Consider the following 17,070-nt stretch of genomic DNA (forward strand, 5'->3'; position numbering starts at 1 on the left):
TCCTCATCTAATATTCTCCACTCCCATTCATCCTCAAACTCGCCCAATACGTAGCCGCTAACAGCCGATGAATGGTCGGATGATCCAGCTTCGATTTGTCCGTGCTGATCATATATTCTGCAAATGATACTTCCATATCGCTTCCCCCAGTTCATCGCGCAAGTCTATTATTCTCTTTCTTCTTGACCAGTACCTAATTTTTTTCAAATTTATAAGTTTTAATCCGATTCGCTAAACAGCATCTCATCCAATACTCTTGAAAGCGAATGAGCTCTACCACCCACATTTCCGATCAAATGGACTTGCAGCTTCCGATCTTTATAAACCGAAGACTGCAGGCTTACGCCGGGATCCGAGCCCATGACGAAATGCTTTCTAATCCTGCCTTCAAACCCGAGCATCCATACTCCGTAACCGTAATACGTACGTTCATTCACTTGGATTAAAGGGGACAGCAACTTGTCTGTGTTCTGTGGAGATAATAACTGGTTCGAAAAGAGAGCATCCCAGAACGTCTTCATATCCAAGACGGTCGTAAAGGCGCCTCCATCCGGACCCCCTTGTACAGGCAGTGAATAGATATTCGTTCTCCATGATTCACCTTGTTCGATATATCCAAAGGCGGTTCGTTCAGGCAGCTGATCCATCCTGAAATATCCAGAATCATTCATTCCGCATCGCCGAAATATGTTATTTTCCACATAGGTTGTGAAGGATCTACCTGATACTTGCTCTACAATTAACCCAAGCAGAATATAGCCTGCATTGCTGTATGAAAACTTTTCTCCCGGACGAAACTTCATCTCGCCATGCTGAAAGAGCGGTAAGAAATCCTTCGGTTCTTGTATGCGATACATCGGAACCGTCTCCCACAGCTGTTCGAAATCGTCCATCACTTCTTCATCGAAATAATCGGGAATGCCCGAACTATGAGTGAGTAGATGATGAATTGTGATTTCAGGATCAAAGTGTGGAAACGTGATGGACAGACAATCTTTTAATCTCGTCTCAAAAGACAATCTCCCCTGCTCGGCAAGCTGGCAAATCGCCACAGCGGTAAATACTTTGCAGCCCGATGCCATGCCAAAGCGTGTCGTCGCTGTATTGTTTATTTTCTCACTTCGATTGGCAAATCCGTAACCTTCAGCCGCGACTTCATTATTTTCAACGATACATATCGCTCCAGAAAAAGTGTCTTGTTTCGAATCATTTTCAATTATTTCGATAGCACGTTTTGTGAAATTCATTGGTTATCTCCCTTCGGGCGAAACGGTCACTAGCTATAATCCTCAATCATGATCAGCTTGTTGTCCTTGATTTTAAAGACGGACTTACCTTGCAGTTCGAGACTTTCTCCTGCTTTCAGGCCGTTTGGAAGATCGACAGCCAGTGTTCCCTCATATGCAATCTCTATTTTGATCTTAGTGCTTGAAATAGATGTTAGCTGCATTTTCTCGATCTCAATAAAGCTACTTCACGACATCTTGATACTTTTCAGTCGCTGTCTCCCACTGAATTTGGATATTCATGCGGTCATTCTCAATCACATCTAGCGATGTGAATTCATTGCCTTCGATGAGATCAGGAACTCCTTTGTCGTTCGATGTTTTATGGGCTCTATCACTATGCCATACTGCGCTTCATATTCCTCTTGGTACTGTCCTTCGCCTTGCAGCTTCTCTTTATAGGAGGGATCGTAAATGTTCTTTATCTGGGTGTTCAATCTCGTCCCTTGCGCAAACGAAATTCGTTCAACTTGCTGCAGATCTTCTAAAGCTCCTTTGTACTGATAATGGATTTGGAAATAACGTTTGCCCCCATGTTCGATCACTTCATTCGTAATGGCAACGCTCCAAGATTGTCCCTCCGATTGGAAAATGGTGCGCAGCTCATCATCGGAATCCGTGGAACATGCAGTGAAGAGGAAAAAGAAGATCACAACTAACCATCTGATTATACGCATGTATGCTTCCACCATATGCCTGCGCATTCCGGTACGACCTGCCACTGATGCTCTAATACTCGATCAGCTAATTCATCTCCGAAAAAGAATCGAATAAGTTCCTCCGCCTCACTTAAACTTGAGAACTCATAATCAGCTCGAATCCATCGGTAAGCAAAACCGTATTCTTCTTCCAGCTTGGAATAATACGGCTTTAAAAAGTCTGGCGCATTTGGGATTTCTGTTCCCGTTCCCATCGTTTCAAAAATGACGATCGTTCCGCCGGGACGAAGAATCCGATCCAACTCCGACATGATCGTGCGCAAATCATTTTGCCAATTCGGATTGTTCGAATTCGCCAAATAGCATAAGCTCCAGCCAGATACAACAAAGTCCACGGAAGCCGTCTCTATTGGCAAATCTCGATGATCCGCCACCACGGTCCGCAGGTTCGATAAGCCAGCAGGCATTCTGGACTCCAATACATCCAGCATCGCTTTCGATTGATCGATACTGGTTAAAGATTTTGCTTCAGGAGCGATGACCGCGGACAATCTGCCCGAACCGGCTCCTAGATCTGCGACATCTAAACCTTGGTAATCTCGTATTTCTTTCATCACCGATGATAGATTTGGCTGCTTGCTGATCATTCTCTCGTACATTTCTGCTTGATTTTTGTAAATCTCGGTATGATTCGGCATATCATATGACCCCCTTCCCAAATTCCTCATATCACAATTTATTACATTTTAATCCAATCCCTATGAAAAGCAATATCTTTTTTTGTAACACGGTGATTATCTTACAAAAACATAGATCATACGAAATACGAATGTCGGTCGACGATTTGCCTGAATTCAATACGAATCGTTTGCTGCTTCGACTTTTTGAATCATCGGATGCACCGCTGAACATTATCGTAAAATTATACTCTTTTGCAGAAGCGAGATACCACTCACCAAGCCCTTCCTTGCAGTTCGATCACTTCATCTTTCGTCGTCTAATGCCCACATGCAAAAATGTACGATTGAATGAACTTTTGGAACGAGTTAGCCTTGTGTTAAGCAAATGAAGGGAGAGGAAGGCATGAACGAACGTAAATCGATCCACATTTATTTAGCAGGGGATTCTACCGTACAAACCTACAGGGAGGATGTTGCTCCCCAAGGAGGTTGGGGACAGTTCATTGATAAGTACTTCCTTTCTGAGGCGACTTTCCATAATCATGCGATTGGCGGCCGCAGCTCCAAGACCTTCATCACCGAAGGACGGCTGGATGCTATTTTAGAAAAGATGGAGCCTGGTGATTATTTGTGGATTCAAATGGGACATAATGACGCGACAAAAAGTCGGCCGGAACGCTACACGGAACCCTTTACCGATTACAAAGCGTATTTGAAGCAATATGTATCCGGTGCGAGAGGAAAACAAGCTCATCCCCTACTCATTACTCCCGTCGCCAGACTTCATCAAGCCGTAGACGGGTCGTATATAAACGATTTTCCGACGTATTGCGAAGCGATAAAGCAAGTGGCAGACGAAGAACAAGTGCCACTCATCGACCTCATGAGTGAAAGCTTGGCTCATTTCTCACAAGTGGGAGAAGAAGAGGTGCACAGTTATTTCATGGTATCTGTGAATGGCACAGATCACACGCATTTCACTTTAAAGGGAGCTGACGCCATAGCGAACGTGTTGGCTCATGCGATCCAAGCCACGAATCTTGAGCTGCGTCATTATGTGAAGAAAGAATCCCTTTCAAATATGTAATACTTAAAAGTTGACGCTGCGATATCAACCAATTCACTTCGATTCCAGCCCAAGCTGCTGTAAATACGGTTCCAGCGGTTTGGGCGAATAGGGCTTGTCATTTGAAACTCCTTACCGCCTTATGAATTTCTACGGTTTGATTCCCAGCTTGTTCATGATAAAAAGGTACCCTTTAATGATGAAATAACCAACAAAAGCAAAGGCGAGATAGTAAGGGATTAGGGCTGATATCATGAGAATACCTTGATCTCTCTCAGGATAAGTATCCTTCGGATGATGTGTCTTCACAAACTCTTGTTTACTCCGATCTAATTCATAATAAACCTTCTCATCTTCGTCATAGAAATGGATTAATCCTTCCTCAGCTATCCATATATCATTATTATCCGTCTTGACCCTCCAATCCCGCGAATCAAACAGGGTATAAGTATGAAAATCAATATCTACTTCTTGAACCTTTGCATCCATGCCTCTCTGCTTAAAATACTTGTTTGCCGCCACGGTAATATCTTGTTTAACATGTTGAATCTCTTGCATTTGATACCTAACCTGATAGTAGACATATGACCTAATCAAAATAGATAGAATTATGCAAATTATGGGGAATTTGATGATCCATTGATGCTTCAATGCGTATCATTCCTATTCTTTTTCAACAATAGAGTGATCATCCTCTAAACGACTGATAAATTCAAAAGAACGAAGATATTATTGATGATCTGTAAAATGAGAGGATCGAATCATGTTTCATCCTCCATCCTTGTTAAGCAAAGTTGAAGAACTTTATTATACGGGCCCGCTCGCATGCAGACCCCTATAGACCAAGCTTGTATTATTTGTTTTGAATTAAACCAAAACCGATGCCCACCGGATCTACTAAATAGGCTAAATAGAAATCATCAAATTCCATCTTGTCCCTCACGATTTGTGCACCTGCGTCCTTCGATTTGCGGATCGCTTCATCGATATCGTCCACTTCGATCTGAATTCGAGTGCCGTGTGCGTAATCATGCGGCCCGAGAGCAATGCCGCCGTTAATGCCAGGCTGTTCCTCGGATCCTGTGGTCACAGGATGATAACCCCAATTGGGTGCACCCACTTTCCAACCAAAAACAGATGAATAAAAGCTTGAGGCCCGCTGAGGATCTTGGCTGTTCATTTCAAATCCTACCACTCTCGCCATACAATCCACTCCTAAAATTAGAATATAAAACCAATTTACACTATACCGAACATTTGTTTTTATGTAAATGTACGATTTATCATGATGATTAATATTTCTCCATCACAGATCCGACTTACATTTCTTTTCAAACAAGGTGTTCTATGCTAAAATGAGTATGTATTCGTGAATAAAAGAACATACGGACAAAGACCGCAGATGTTGGCGCATCTACGGTCTTGCAATAGACTGCCTTCAAGGGCGATCGACACAGGAATTTCAAATGAATTAGACCTCCGAAGCTTCCAGGCTCAAGGGAGGTCTATTTCTTTTTGTGGAATGAAAGGATCATGACAATTAAGGTAGCGAATGAGATCATTATCATCAATGTGTCTTTCACTTCCACAGGCATCACCTCCTGCATAGAGGTTAGCCGACCACCCTTGAGAGCCGATTCTATTGCATCCATATTATACCACAGACTATGAATTACGAACATATGTTCGATATAAATAGATCTCGTAATCTGTCATTTTAGTTCTTCTGAACCATCCATGTGGTATAGAAAAGGCTAAACTTATGATCTTCATCCATTGTCGTTCATGCCCAATAGGCTGCAAAAAATATCCCATTCAATAAATTCAGCGAGGTTGATTCAACAGCCTGCTGATTTGTCCAGCGTATTCGCTGGCCTTAGATTTGATGAAAGGCGAAGTATTTTCAGGCAGCTGCTGCAGTTGAAAAAACTTCGCCTCTAAGACTTCATCTTGGTCTGGTTGAATGACTCCTTCATAGTCCGTGCAAATGTATCCAATGACGATATTATAGTATTCATGGCCATTCCTTAGCTTCGTGTATAATTCCTTGCCAGAAAATACACCGAACAGCTGAAGATTCCTTACCGTAAGACCTGTTTCTTCTTTCACCTCGCGCGCCGCACATGCTTCTACCGATTCCCCAAGCTCCATCATTCCCCCAGGCAATCCCCAAACATCATCCTGATAACGAACAAGCAGCGCTTCACCTTTGGCATTGATCACTAATACGGTCGGTCTCACCAAAATAAGCGGTGTGTTCCCGACAAGTTCTCTTAATGTTTCGATATAACCCATTTATTGACTTCCCCTTAAATGTGATTTATTCTCTCCACAATGAAAGTCTATCAAAATCAAGTCCCTTATACGCTGTTTTGACGATTCTTATCATATTCAATTAACCAGCAATCTCGATATTCACCTTCGTGCCACTCATGCTTGGGCATGAGCTTCACTTTCCTGAATCCGCATTTTTCATAGACATGTAATGCGCGTTGATTCCAAGCTTGCGGATCCATCACAATTTTATCGGCTTGCTCATGTTCTAGCAGATACGTTACCATCGATTGGATTAGTTTCGTGCCAATCCCTCTGTTCCAGTAGTCCACTTCCCCGATAAATTGATCCATGCCGTAAATGCTCTCTGTAAAATCCGAATATCCGTAGATTTGAAGCTCTTCAACAAGGATTGGATAAAATTGAATATATCCGATATCCACGGATTTGTACTGCACAATGCAGGGGGTTACCTCACTGGTTTGTTCAAAGTAATGCTCCAGGACCCGTTTCAAATCATGCGGCCGGTCCCGCCCTTCGTAATACTTCAAAACTCGTTTATCACTAAGCCATTTGACCAATGTAGGAGCATCTTCTTCCGTGAGACGTCTGACCGCGATATCCTGATGCCTATAAACGAACATAGTGACACGCCTCCCATCATCTATGCTTTTATATGCAGTTCCTTCACCAAATACATCAATAGATCATCATCTACGCTTACTTGACTGCCTGGTTTAACAGGAACGTTCTTGTACATCAATCCGTTGCCATCCATGACATATCCACGTTTTCCATACATTCTCTGTGCCTTTCCATAGTCCGAATAGAGTCCAACTCCCAGACCAATTTGACTGTATTTCTGGGATGCGATTCGCTCGAATTCATCGAAAAGTCTGCTTGCAATGCCTTTTCTTTGGTGTTCCGGAAATACATTGAGATCATTAATTTCTGGAATATCGTGCTCTCTGAAATACGGATAGGTAGAACGGTAAAGCAAATGACAGCAGCCTGCCAACACGCCTTTATCGTATGCCATAAGCGTCAATCGCTCTCCTGTTTCATTTTCTTGAAGACAGGTTTCATAATAATTACGCTGCCTATACCACGGATACCGTCGGGCGAACTCTTGATCCAGCAATCGGACTTCCTCCATGTGGGTGAGTTGTTTTAATTGAATGTGGTTTATCACATGTTCACCTGCTTCTTTATTTAGATTCGATGACTCTACTGAATAACTTAATGAACTTATAGCTTATAGGGCCTACCGTCCCTTAGCAGCTGGGCTCCAAGCGTGTTTTGAAAATGTCCTAGCGCCCAATCATGACCCGCCGGATTAAAGCTGGCAACGGCGTCTGCATGCACACATATGGAGAAATTTTTATTGTATGCGTCGACTGCGGTATGCAGCACACAGATATCCGTACAAACCCCGACAAGATGGACTTCCTCAATCTGCCTTGCTCTTAATCTCAATTCCAAATCTGTCCCGCAAAATGCACTGTATCTCGTTTTGTCCATCCAGTAAATACGATCCTGATATTGTTGGTAGGCTTTGTTCAACTTCCCATACAGTGTTCTGCCTTCGGTATTTCGGATATTATGAGGCGGAAACAGCTTCGTCTCCGGATGATATGGATCGTTCTCCTCATGCAGATCAACGGCCATGACCACTTCATCTCCTGCCTGAACGAACGATTCCGTCAATTCCACAATGCGCTTCTCAATCTGCATGCCGGGTTCTCCGCATGGCAGCTTCCCTGTAATAAAATCCACCGTATAATCAATGACAACGAGTGCCCTCATCTTAACTCCTCCTTATGAAGCATGTGTGACTCCAATTCTAATTGGCTATTTGAAGATCGTTAATTAACTCAAAAATCCCACAATCTCACGGTTAATCACTGCGGCCTGCTCATGATTAATAGCATGACCCGCATCTCGAATCACTGTATAGTTCAGTTCATTTTCATCTAATCGATGAATGGCCTTCTTGTAATTCGTCAGCCGATCATACTCTCCGATCAAAAACAGCGTATTCTTTTTTAACATCTTCAATTCATGATTTGGATGAATTTCGATCTTATGCTGCATCATCGATCGATTATTGAAATACTTCAATAAGTAGTACCAATGCCTCATCAACGCCTCATTCTCTTGAAACACGATGCTGCCTGGAGCTGTCAATTTGTTTAATAGGCGCCTGCAGCTCTTTTCAGACGGAAATAAGGCTTCCGGTAAAAATGCCGCCATCATTTTCATCATCACTTCGAACTGGCTGGATGGAATTCTCCCAGCTAAACATACCGCTTTATTTACCCGATCCGGTCTTTTCAGCGTATATAAATAGCTCAAGTAAGCTCCATACGAGACCCCGCAAATGTGGGCTTTCTGAATCTGAAGCGCGTCCATCACTTCATCGATCCAAACTACTTGACTGAACTGACTGTAATAATTCGAATTCGGTTCACTTCGACCCGAACCTCCGATAATATCTACCGCAACCACATAAAATGCTCCGCTAAAGCCTTGGCGTTGTAGATCCACATCATGGCGGAATTATCTGCTGTACCATGAAATAATAACAGCGGCGGATTCTGCGAATCTCCTGCTGAAATGAGATGCGTCTTCCCATATGACGTCTCAATATCCCGCTCCTCCACTGGAATATTCCATGCTTCTAGAAGCCTATTATAAGAATCATAGATTTGACGCATTCCTGATGCACTTTTGAATCTATGCATTGTCCTCTGCCTCCTAGACTTCTCCTCCCATCGTTGTTCTATTTGAGAGGAGGATAACAACCATCATGTAAACGGTGAATTACAGTTCAACCCATTTGGTTGTGTGTATTAGCTAATTATTCAAGATTTCAGTTACAATCCCTCCTTTTTCCAGAGTGTGAGTTCCATGTGGAAATCGGTCATCCATTAAAATCAATGGTAACGAATGTTCAGGGTCTGTTATAAAACCAAAGGTACGTGATCTCTATAACAGACTTTAGTCCCCACTAGTGAAAGTGGGGTTCGTTTTCGGTTCAAGATAGACTATTAGGTTTCACAGTCAACCTTCCTATCTCCAGCCTCCCCATACTTCCTTTAGGGCATCACGAAATAAATCCTGTACCTGATCCGACGTCTGCATCTTCGCTGCCGTCTGTTCAAAATGAGCAATGCTCTGCTCAATATATTCATGGATCGCGTGCTGCTTGGGTTCCATATGTAATTCATCCCCCGCTCTCTTCCGAGTAAGCAGCTCCTGAATCTCTGCCATCAGAGGACTGCCTGCCGGGATGAGATCCGTTAGCAATGCATCGAACTCCATAGACGACATTGAGTTGTGTTTCTCAATCCAAGCACATGCGAGCAAGGGCCGAAGTACGTAAAAATACTTCTTGATCTTCACCACCTCGCCCTGCAAATAATCGCGAAAGTTCCCTTTGGCCATGTTGAGATAATGATACATACACGACTTCGGTGAGAACGTGAGCGGTGAGATTTGCCGAATTTGTTCAACAACCGAATACCGTTCCGCGTATTGAATCGGTGAATGCAGCCACTCCAGCAGCGGCGGATTGGATTTGCGAAATAAATTCAGCGCCTTTTTGATATCCCACCCGTTCATGTCCAGCATATCGCTGATCGGCCGTTCAATGACATCTCTTGTGTCAAAAATAGACAGGTAATCATCGACAGGACGAATATAGATGAAGCGCACATCATAATCACTGTCCTTCGAAGGAAAACCCCAAGCACGGCTGCTGGACTCGCAGGCGTATAGTATACGAACTTGTTCTTCCTGCTCGATTCGGCTCAGTTCATTTAAGATTTGCTGCTTCATTCCCTGCACCATATCTACTTCCTCCTTCACGCAGCTGTTTACCGTTTCCTCATTTTCAACAAATCGCCTTTTGGATATTATAACCAATTCATGCGGCTATTGCTTGCCTGACCATCGCTAATAAACGATGCGCGTTCGACATTTTGTTAACAAACACTTTATGGCGATATGCGCCAAATTTACGAATAATTGATCTGGAATTTACACTTCTTTATTGTAATACTGCTACATTTATCCATGCAGATTACTTCTGTGGAGAGGAGGGATGAAAGTGAATTACAGGATCATTCGAAAATGGATAAGTCTAACCGTCGTTATCGTCATGATCGCAAGTGTATGGATAGGGCATAGCCAAAACGCCTCTGCCGCTGGTGAAGCTGCACTTTCCCTTAAAGCGGAAGCGACAGGTCATGTGCAATCCGGTGATGAAGTTCGTATTCATGTGTACATTACAGCGAGGGAACTGTACAGCGGGACGGTGAATCTCTCGTTCCCGGCCTCTATGCTGGAGCCCCTCGACGCACACACGAGCAGCAGTGAGGTGAATGTGCAGCAGGGGAATTGGGAGGGACACGTTATACGGAACAAGGTAAATAAGGAGCAGGGCTTAGCTGAGTTTAGCTGGATCCAAATAGGAGAACATCCCGGATTAAGTATGAAAGACACCATCCTGTACAAGGTGACTTTTAAATCACTGACCGATTCCGTCGATATGGCACTAGTCAAGTTCGCTGAAGTCACCTTGGTCAATCCTAATCTGGAAGTGATGAATTACACTGTCGTCTCCGTTCCTGAAGAGGATGGACAAGATCCAGGCGGTCAACATCCGGATAAACCGAGTAACGGGGGTACTCCTGGCAGTGTACCAAACCTGCCAAACAGCGGCTCCATCTCGGATGACAGTGATCGAATGGAATATTCGGCTGAGCAGCTGCGAGAGCTTTTGGATCAAGGACGCTTGAACATCACAATGCCAGCTGGTGTGGATACGCTAATTCTTCCTTTAGAGACGGCGATGCAGTTGAACGGACAGCAGTTAACCGTGACGACTCCCTCCGGTGTCAGCCTGCATTTAGCATATGAAATTTGGGCATCACTGTCGAAGCTCGGTGATCAGCCGAACATGACGGATGCCCGTATCGTCTTCACAGCCCAGGAGCTATCTCTTGAAGAAACGCTGCAGATCGCTGTGAGAGCCTCGGCCCTCCATTATGCAGAAATCGTCAGCGCAGGGCCAGCTTTGAAGCTGCAACTGTCAGTTGAGCAAGAAGACGGCTCCTCTCAAAGTCTCCACTCTTTGGATATTCCCGTGCGTATTGAGATGGATGTGCGCAGCAGTATCAATCCAGTTCTTACTGCACTGTATGACGTTACAGAAGATGGAGTCCTCACTTACATAGACAGCCGCGTAGAGCAAGGAAAATTGAGTGCAAAGCTGCGAAATTTCGGTACCTTTGGCATATTTGAATTTACAAAATCGTATGGTGATGTTTCAAGCACACATTGGGCTTATGATGCCATCGGGCGCGCTACGGCTTTGCAGATCACATCCGGCATCGATGCGAATACATTCGCTCCGGGACGTGAAGTGACGCGTGCTGAATTTACAGCGCTTATGGCTCGGGCGCTGGGACTAGAAGCCAGCGGCATGGTACGTTTTAACGACGTCCATCCTTCCGCCTGGTATGCTGCCGATGTCCAAGCGGCTGCGGATGCAGGAATTATCGCTGGACAAGGGGACGGCACGTTCGCTCCGAATGCGCTCATCAGCAGGCAGGAGATGGCTGTGATCGCGGTACGTTCGCTGATGTATGTAGAGCAGGATGCAGCACCGACTGTGAGCCCAGCGGAAAGCATGCAGTCGACGTTCACAGATTTGGATAACTCCGCATCATGGGCGAAGTCCTACATCCAGCAGGCCGCTCAATACGGACTGATGCTGGGACGAGGAAACCAGCTTTTTGTGCCTCACGGTCTCACCACACGAGCTGAAAGTGTGCAAGTCATCTTAAATATTTGGGAAAGGATGAAATCCGAATGAAACTTGGCAAATCCCTCGTATGGGCACTCATTACGGCAATCCTTTTGACTTCATTCCCATGGACAGCAGATGCAGCGGAAGAGATATCGGAGAGAAAATCATTACAGATTCGCAAAACGGCAGTACCTCCTGTCATTGACGGACTTCCTTCGGAGACCCTTTGGCAAGTAAACACACCCGTCGATGTTAGATTCGAAGAAGGAAACGAGCAAGACGCCTGGTTTGGCGTACTGTGGGACAACCAGTATTTATATGTCGCCGTTTCTATAGAAGACGAGAAGTATGTGCATAATGCACCCGGCAGCTGGTTCGAGCAGGACAGCGTCAGCCTTTTCCTAGATCCTACACATCACCGCTCCGCACCTTTTACCGAAAATGATCTGCAAATCGGGTTGGTCTATCAGCCGAATACAACAACGCCTTCTTTTTATTTCGGTTCAGCGCCAAACCATGCAAGCAAAGACGAAAACTCTATTTTAAGAGCCATTCAAACGACAGACTTCGGTTGGACGGCCGAAATCGCGATTCCGTGGGATATGCTGCAATATAATCCCTTAACAAGTCAAACGCTCGGATTTGAAATCGGTGTCACGGACCGTGACGACCCGAGTACATCACCGAAAAACAGCTACTGGAGCGCCTACAACTCCGTTTCGTTCTGGAATGACACAACAGGCTATGGCGATTTGCTTCTCTCGCAGGAAATCGTCGCTGGAGATGCAGACGATGTATTGTTGAACGAAAACTTCGAGGGTTATGCTATGGGTGAAACGCCGCAGGGCTGGATCTCCAGTATCAACGGAAGCAGTCCTGAATTCACGGTGGTGGAAGACACGTACGGCAATAAACGCCTTCAATTTGACGGAAGCAGCGCTGGACAGCAAAGCCGTATCGTCGCACCGGTGCAGTGGGATAACTATACGATCGAAGCAGACGTCCGCTTTGAATCCGTATTGAACAGTGCGCGGTGGGCAGCCTTGATGTTCCGTGCGCCTTCTTCCGGCGATGCACCGTATAATCAAATGGCCGTAAGACAAAACGGTACATATGAAATCGCATATCGCGACGCAAGCAACAATTGGGCCGTCCCTGAAAGCGGCAGCTGGGGTGCACCTTTGGAGCTGGGCAAAGATTACACGATGAAGGTTCGCGTCTTTGGCCGCAACATCAAGGAATATATCAAAGCTGCGGAAGACGAGCAGTACACCCTGCTGACCGATCGAACCCTTCCGACTGAGCTGTTAGTAGAGAGAGGAAAAGTCGGCTTTCAGGCCGATCAAAGCAAAGTGTCCTTTGACAATTTGAAAGTCACTCGAATTTCGGTGGATGAGCTGCACAGCAATCTTCCCCAAACAGTAGAAGCGCTGACGGGGCCATTTGAGCCGGCTTTCACCGCAGCTTACTCGGATGGAGTCGTCGAGGCGGTATATTCCGATGGGCTCCAGCTTCATTCTTCGAACGAAGAAGTTCTAAAAATCGTTGACAATCAGCTGTATCCTATGCAAGCGGGTACCGTCACACTCACGGCCGTCTATTATCAATCTGAACTTACGACGGAAATCACCGTAACGCCTTCCACGCAAGGACCAGCTGTCATAGAGCTGTCCCATGAACCTGGTTATATTTTAGCGACGGTGGGCGAATCTGTCTCATTAAACAGCATCGAATTCCATGCTGATTTCAATGACTTTACGACAGGCACGGTAAAAGGTACCGATGTGGAATGGCAGTCTGCTCACCCAGAGGTTCAGTTCACCGAGGATACGATGACTGTCAGCAAAGCTGGGGTATTTACTGTGAATGCAATCAGCCAAGAGCTCTCTATCCCAGTCATGATCGTGGCGAGGGCAGATGCGGAAAGTGAATATGTGCTGTATGAACAATCGTTCGACCAGCTTACTAGCGGTCAACTGCCGGATGAATGGAGCGTCATTGAAGGCTCCGCTAGCAAAATCAGCGTAGTCGACGGCTCTCTCGTGATCGATGCCTCGGCCGCTCCAAACAACCCATCCCGTGTGCTGCTGCCAGCGTATTTGGGGCAATTCGGCAATTACAATATCGAAGCGGATGTGACGCATCTTGCTGCAAACGAATCAACGCGTTGGAACTCCATCATGTTCCGTGTGCAGAATGACAATTATCCCTATTATCAAATGGCTGTAAGGCAGAACGCGACTCCGGCGAATGGTGTCGAGTTCGCTGTCCGTACGCCGGCAAATCAATGGCATGTGCCTGAAAAAGGCGCTTATTCCGAAGTCATCGATGCGAATAAAATGTATCGCTACACGATCCAAGCCTACGACCATCGTGTTAGAGAATGGATCGATGACGAGCTGCTGATCGATACGGATCTCGCCTCCGATTACGGAGCCGGCCGAATCGGCCTACAGGCTAACGGAAGCATCATGAAGGTGGACAACATTCGCGTCACACTGCGCCAAGAAGCACTGCCGGAGATGCCTTCGGACCGATTCGTTCAAGTAACTGAACCACAGTCGACGGTACCGCTCGCGCCTTCCATTATTACCGAAGCCGAGCATCTGCAGCACATGATTGGCCAAGAAACACCTTTTATGCCGGCTACAGTCATTTTCCGTATCAATGAAGAGCTGAGCATCATCGACCGCACAGGCAGTACCATTGGTAATTTGAAGATGGTATTGCCGGTGGTCGCTGATCAGATTATTCCTGCTATCTACGTCCGAACCGAGGCTGAGACGGATGCGGCCGTTCAATTCTTGAAACATAGTCAAATCGAAGATGCCTTTATCATTTCAGCTGACGGCAATCTCGTCAAACGAGCCAGGGAAGCATATCCTATCCTTCGCGGCGTTGTCGAATTTCAAGTAAGCGGGGAGCTGACCGAGGAACAGCTCATGGACATTCGCCGTACGACGAACAGCAGTCTGGCCAAAATCGCCCAGCTTCCAAAGGAAGCTGCAACACGTGAGCAGGTATCGTATTTGCAAATGCGCCTCATCACGGTATGGGCGGCAGCACAGGAAGCGTCTGATCCGCTGTCCATTCACGAGCTGTTAACAGCAGGCGTCAACGGTATCGTGACACCGTCACCCGAAGGGATTTACAACGCTCTTGATGTGTACAATTACGGCACAACCCTGCTTCGCCGTCCGCTCGTTATCGGACATCGCGGCATTCCTGCACTCGCTCCTGAAAATACACTCGAGGGTGCGAAAGTCGCCTATGCCAACGGTTCAGATATCATTGAGAACGATATTTACATTACGAAAGACGGTCACATCGTCATCATGCACGATGCGACGTTAGATCGGACAACGAACGGTACAGGCAACGTCGAGGATTACACTTTGGCCCAACTCCAAAATATCCTCGCGAATGATCAATTCCCGGCGGAGTACCCTACAGCAAAAATTCCTACACTGGAGCAGTTTTTCGATGAATTTAAACATACCGAGCTTGTTCATTTCGTGGAAATTAAGAGCTACAAACCGGAGATCGTGGATGCACTCATCGAGCTCATTCAAGAAAAAGATATCGAGGATCAAGTTGTCGTCATTTCCTTCAGCGCCGACCAATTAAAACGCTTGGGCGAGAAAATGCCGGGCATGTCTCTCGGTTTCTTAACCGGAGGCATTGCAAATGAAGACAAAGTGCTGCGTTCACTGCGTGAAGCTTTGAAGACGGTGCAACCACTCAATGCAACGTTTAATACAAGCTATGGCGGTTTAGGTGAACAATTCATGGAAGCAGCGAAGCATCGAGGCCTCACGATCTGGCCATGGACCTACCGGAATCAAGACGATTACATCAAGTACTTCTTGGACGGCACTTATGGATTAACGACCGACTATGCACATTGGTCTGCCGATTGGGCGGCAGAGCTGATTCCAAGCAGCGAGTCCTTGAACCTCAGTACCCAAGAAAGTGTCGATATCAGCGCTAAGATTGAAACTTACAAAAGAGAACAGCAGGAGATCAAGCCGGAAATTGTTCTGCTGGACGGCAAGCAATATGTGCAGGTGAGCGATTCAACCGTAACAGGTGTAACCTATGGAACGGCTCATGCCCTGCTGCGATATACGCAAACACTGGAGAACGGAGCTTCATACGATCTGTATTCCAAACCGATTGCGTTCCACGTTCAAGGCAGCTCGGAAACACTGCTGAAATTAAGTGGTCCGGCTCAGGTTAGCACAGGTGACACCTTCACCTTATCCGTTGATGCACAGGGCGCAAAGGATCTATATGGAACCGTCGTGAAAATAGCGTATGATCCTTCCCAGCTGAAAGTCGTCGATACGAATGCAGCCGCGCCAGGCACACAAGTCTCCATTAGCGATTGGCTAGGCGGTACGGCGATTGCCAATGAAGCAGATCATGCGGAGGGGACCGTAACGTTCGGTGTAACCAAGCTGGGAAGAGAAGCCGGAGTAAGCGGCGAAGGCCAGCTTGCCGAAATTACGTTCGCGGTGCTGGCGCCAGCGGGCGAGACGGTTCAGATCGGATTCGTGAATGAAGCGATCCAGATGACGAACAGCCGGAACGAGCCGATTTCGTTCCAAACGGCTGCATACAGTGCACCAATTGTCGATCTGCCAATGATCCAAGGTTCCGTAGAAGTCGATCCGTCGCAGCATCTAAATGACTTGAGCGGATTCACCGTTATTTTAGAAAAAGAACACTCGGTGATCGATCAAACGGTTACCGATACGCAAGGCGGATATACGTTCATCACACCTGAAGCTGGCAGCTACAACATTAAAGTTTCCGCGGTAGGCTATCTTGGCGCTGAGGCCGCGGTTGCTGTGTCAAGCGGCGAAGACGTGAACGTTCCTGCCATCACCATGATTGTCGGTGATTTCGACGGCAGCGGGAAAATTGATATACTTGATATTTCCTTAATTGCCAGGTCGTATCTGCAAAAACCTGAAGGCCATGCAGCGATGTACGATGTTGATCGAGACGGCGACATCGATCTTTATGATATTGTTTCTGCTGCTCTACACTTTGGAGTCAGTAAATAAAAAATAATAAACCTGGTCCTTTCCGATTTTATGAAGAGAATGGCTAGAGGAAATAAAGCAATATATTTCGAGGGAGAGCCGAATTGAGCTCTTCCTCCTACTAAAAAGTATTTTTTTCTCCTGTTTCCGCACTCATTCTCATTATTTCAACTTTGACAGCTTAAGAGATAGTAGTGGAGAATGTTCTCTGAACCTCGATTTTCTGTAAGAGCGTAGGC

General features: G+C 45.9%; 18 protein-coding genes. 3 read left to right on the forward strand and 15 right to left on the reverse strand.

Going from position 1 to position 17,070, the window contains the following annotated elements; translation table 11 throughout:
- Nucleotides 1-7: 7 nt before the first annotated feature.
- The 5 genes from ACFPXP_RS15360 to ACFPXP_RS15380 all read right to left on the reverse strand — a co-directional run bounded on the left by ACFPXP_RS15360 (nucleotide 8) and on the right by ACFPXP_RS15380 (nucleotide 2,643).
- Complete coding sequence (locus tag ACFPXP_RS15360; protein ID WP_379895201.1) at nucleotides 8-136, reverse strand: hypothetical protein; 129 nt, start codon at nucleotides 134-136, stop codon at nucleotides 8-10.
- Between the two features lie 82 nt (nucleotides 137-218).
- Nucleotides 219-1,247: a serine hydrolase domain-containing protein gene (locus tag ACFPXP_RS15365; RefSeq protein ID WP_379895202.1), complete on the reverse strand. Its 1,029-nt coding sequence runs from the start codon at nucleotides 1,245-1,247 to the stop codon at nucleotides 219-221.
- 29 nt (nucleotides 1,248-1,276) lie between these two features.
- A complete protein-coding gene (locus ACFPXP_RS15370) occupies nucleotides 1,277-1,450 on the reverse strand; it encodes a hypothetical protein (RefSeq protein WP_379895203.1) in 174 nt (57 codons plus the stop codon).
- A gap of 99 nt (nucleotides 1,451-1,549) precedes the next feature.
- On the reverse strand, nucleotides 1,550-1,963 hold the full coding sequence (locus ACFPXP_RS15375; protein ID WP_379895204.1) for a hypothetical protein: 414 nt from the start codon (nucleotides 1,961-1,963) through the stop codon (nucleotides 1,550-1,552).
- Nucleotides 1,954-2,643 carry a class I SAM-dependent methyltransferase gene (locus tag ACFPXP_RS15380; RefSeq protein WP_379895205.1) on the reverse strand — a complete coding sequence of 230 codons (690 nt, stop codon included), beginning with the start codon at nucleotides 2,641-2,643 and terminating at the stop codon, nucleotides 1,954-1,956. Before ACFPXP_RS15380 ends, ACFPXP_RS15375 begins: the two co-directional genes overlap by 10 nt.
- A gap of 385 nt (nucleotides 2,644-3,028) precedes the next feature.
- Between ACFPXP_RS15380 and ACFPXP_RS15385 the strand changes: the two genes are divergently transcribed.
- Nucleotides 3,029-3,712, forward strand: coding sequence for a rhamnogalacturonan acetylesterase (locus tag ACFPXP_RS15385; RefSeq protein ID WP_379895206.1), 684 nt, complete (start codon nucleotides 3,029-3,031; stop codon nucleotides 3,710-3,712).
- A gap of 129 nt (nucleotides 3,713-3,841) precedes the next feature.
- Here ACFPXP_RS15385 and ACFPXP_RS15390 read toward each other — a convergent pair whose 3' ends face one another.
- The 10 genes from ACFPXP_RS15390 to ACFPXP_RS15435 all read right to left on the reverse strand — a co-directional run bounded on the left by ACFPXP_RS15390 (nucleotide 3,842) and on the right by ACFPXP_RS15435 (nucleotide 9,817).
- The gene (locus ACFPXP_RS15390; protein WP_379895207.1) at nucleotides 3,842-4,249 is read right to left on the reverse strand and encodes a hypothetical protein; all 408 of its coding nucleotides are present in this window, start codon (nucleotides 4,247-4,249) and stop codon (nucleotides 3,842-3,844) included.
- A gap of 295 nt (nucleotides 4,250-4,544) precedes the next feature.
- The gene (locus tag ACFPXP_RS15395) at nucleotides 4,545-4,895 is read right to left on the reverse strand and encodes a VOC family protein (protein WP_379895208.1); all 351 of its coding nucleotides are present in this window, start codon (nucleotides 4,893-4,895) and stop codon (nucleotides 4,545-4,547) included.
- 301 nt (nucleotides 4,896-5,196) lie between these two features.
- Entirely contained in the window at nucleotides 5,197-5,373 is a 177-nt protein-coding gene (locus ACFPXP_RS15400) for a putative holin-like toxin (RefSeq protein WP_379895209.1), read from the reverse strand.
- 142 nt (nucleotides 5,374-5,515) lie between these two features.
- Nucleotides 5,516-5,986, reverse strand: coding sequence for an NUDIX hydrolase (locus tag ACFPXP_RS15405; RefSeq protein WP_379895210.1), 471 nt, complete (start codon nucleotides 5,984-5,986; stop codon nucleotides 5,516-5,518).
- Nucleotides 5,987-6,051: 65 nt separating this feature from the next.
- Entirely contained in the window at nucleotides 6,052-6,609 is a 558-nt protein-coding gene (locus tag ACFPXP_RS15410; RefSeq protein ID WP_379895211.1) for a GNAT family N-acetyltransferase, read from the reverse strand.
- A gap of 20 nt (nucleotides 6,610-6,629) precedes the next feature.
- Entirely contained in the window at nucleotides 6,630-7,157 is a 528-nt protein-coding gene (locus tag ACFPXP_RS15415) for a GNAT family N-acetyltransferase (RefSeq protein ID WP_379895212.1), read from the reverse strand.
- Between the two features lie 56 nt (nucleotides 7,158-7,213).
- Nucleotides 7,214-7,771 carry a cysteine hydrolase family protein gene (locus ACFPXP_RS15420; protein ID WP_379895213.1) on the reverse strand — a complete coding sequence of 186 codons (558 nt, stop codon included), beginning with the start codon at nucleotides 7,769-7,771 and terminating at the stop codon, nucleotides 7,214-7,216.
- A gap of 63 nt (nucleotides 7,772-7,834) precedes the next feature.
- Nucleotides 7,835-8,473 carry an alpha/beta fold hydrolase gene (locus tag ACFPXP_RS15425; protein ID WP_379895214.1) on the reverse strand — a complete coding sequence of 213 codons (639 nt, stop codon included), beginning with the start codon at nucleotides 8,471-8,473 and terminating at the stop codon, nucleotides 7,835-7,837.
- A complete protein-coding gene (locus ACFPXP_RS15430) occupies nucleotides 8,461-8,709 on the reverse strand; it encodes a hypothetical protein (RefSeq protein WP_379895215.1) in 249 nt (82 codons plus the stop codon). Before ACFPXP_RS15430 ends, ACFPXP_RS15425 begins: the two co-directional genes overlap by 13 nt.
- A gap of 328 nt (nucleotides 8,710-9,037) precedes the next feature.
- Nucleotides 9,038-9,817 (reverse strand): nucleotidyltransferase domain-containing protein, encoded by a 780-nt coding sequence (locus ACFPXP_RS15435; protein WP_379895216.1) that lies wholly within the window; start codon nucleotides 9,815-9,817, stop codon nucleotides 9,038-9,040.
- Between the two features lie 259 nt (nucleotides 9,818-10,076).
- Between ACFPXP_RS15435 and ACFPXP_RS15440 the strand changes: the two genes are divergently transcribed.
- Both ACFPXP_RS15440 and ACFPXP_RS15445 read left to right on the forward strand, forming a co-directional pair.
- Complete coding sequence (locus ACFPXP_RS15440; RefSeq protein WP_379895217.1) at nucleotides 10,077-11,846, forward strand: S-layer homology domain-containing protein; 1,770 nt, start codon at nucleotides 10,077-10,079, stop codon at nucleotides 11,844-11,846.
- A complete protein-coding gene (locus tag ACFPXP_RS15445) occupies nucleotides 11,843-16,852 on the forward strand; it encodes a glycerophosphodiester phosphodiesterase family protein (RefSeq protein WP_379895218.1) in 5,010 nt (1,669 codons plus the stop codon). The genes ACFPXP_RS15440 and ACFPXP_RS15445 overlap by 4 nt, the downstream gene beginning before the upstream one ends.
- Nucleotides 16,853-17,070 lie beyond the last annotated feature (218 nt).

It is taken from the genome of Marinicrinis lubricantis (assembly GCF_042658665.1).
Lineage (GTDB): Bacteria > Bacillota > Bacilli > Paenibacillales > KCTC-33676 > Marinicrinis > Marinicrinis lubricantis.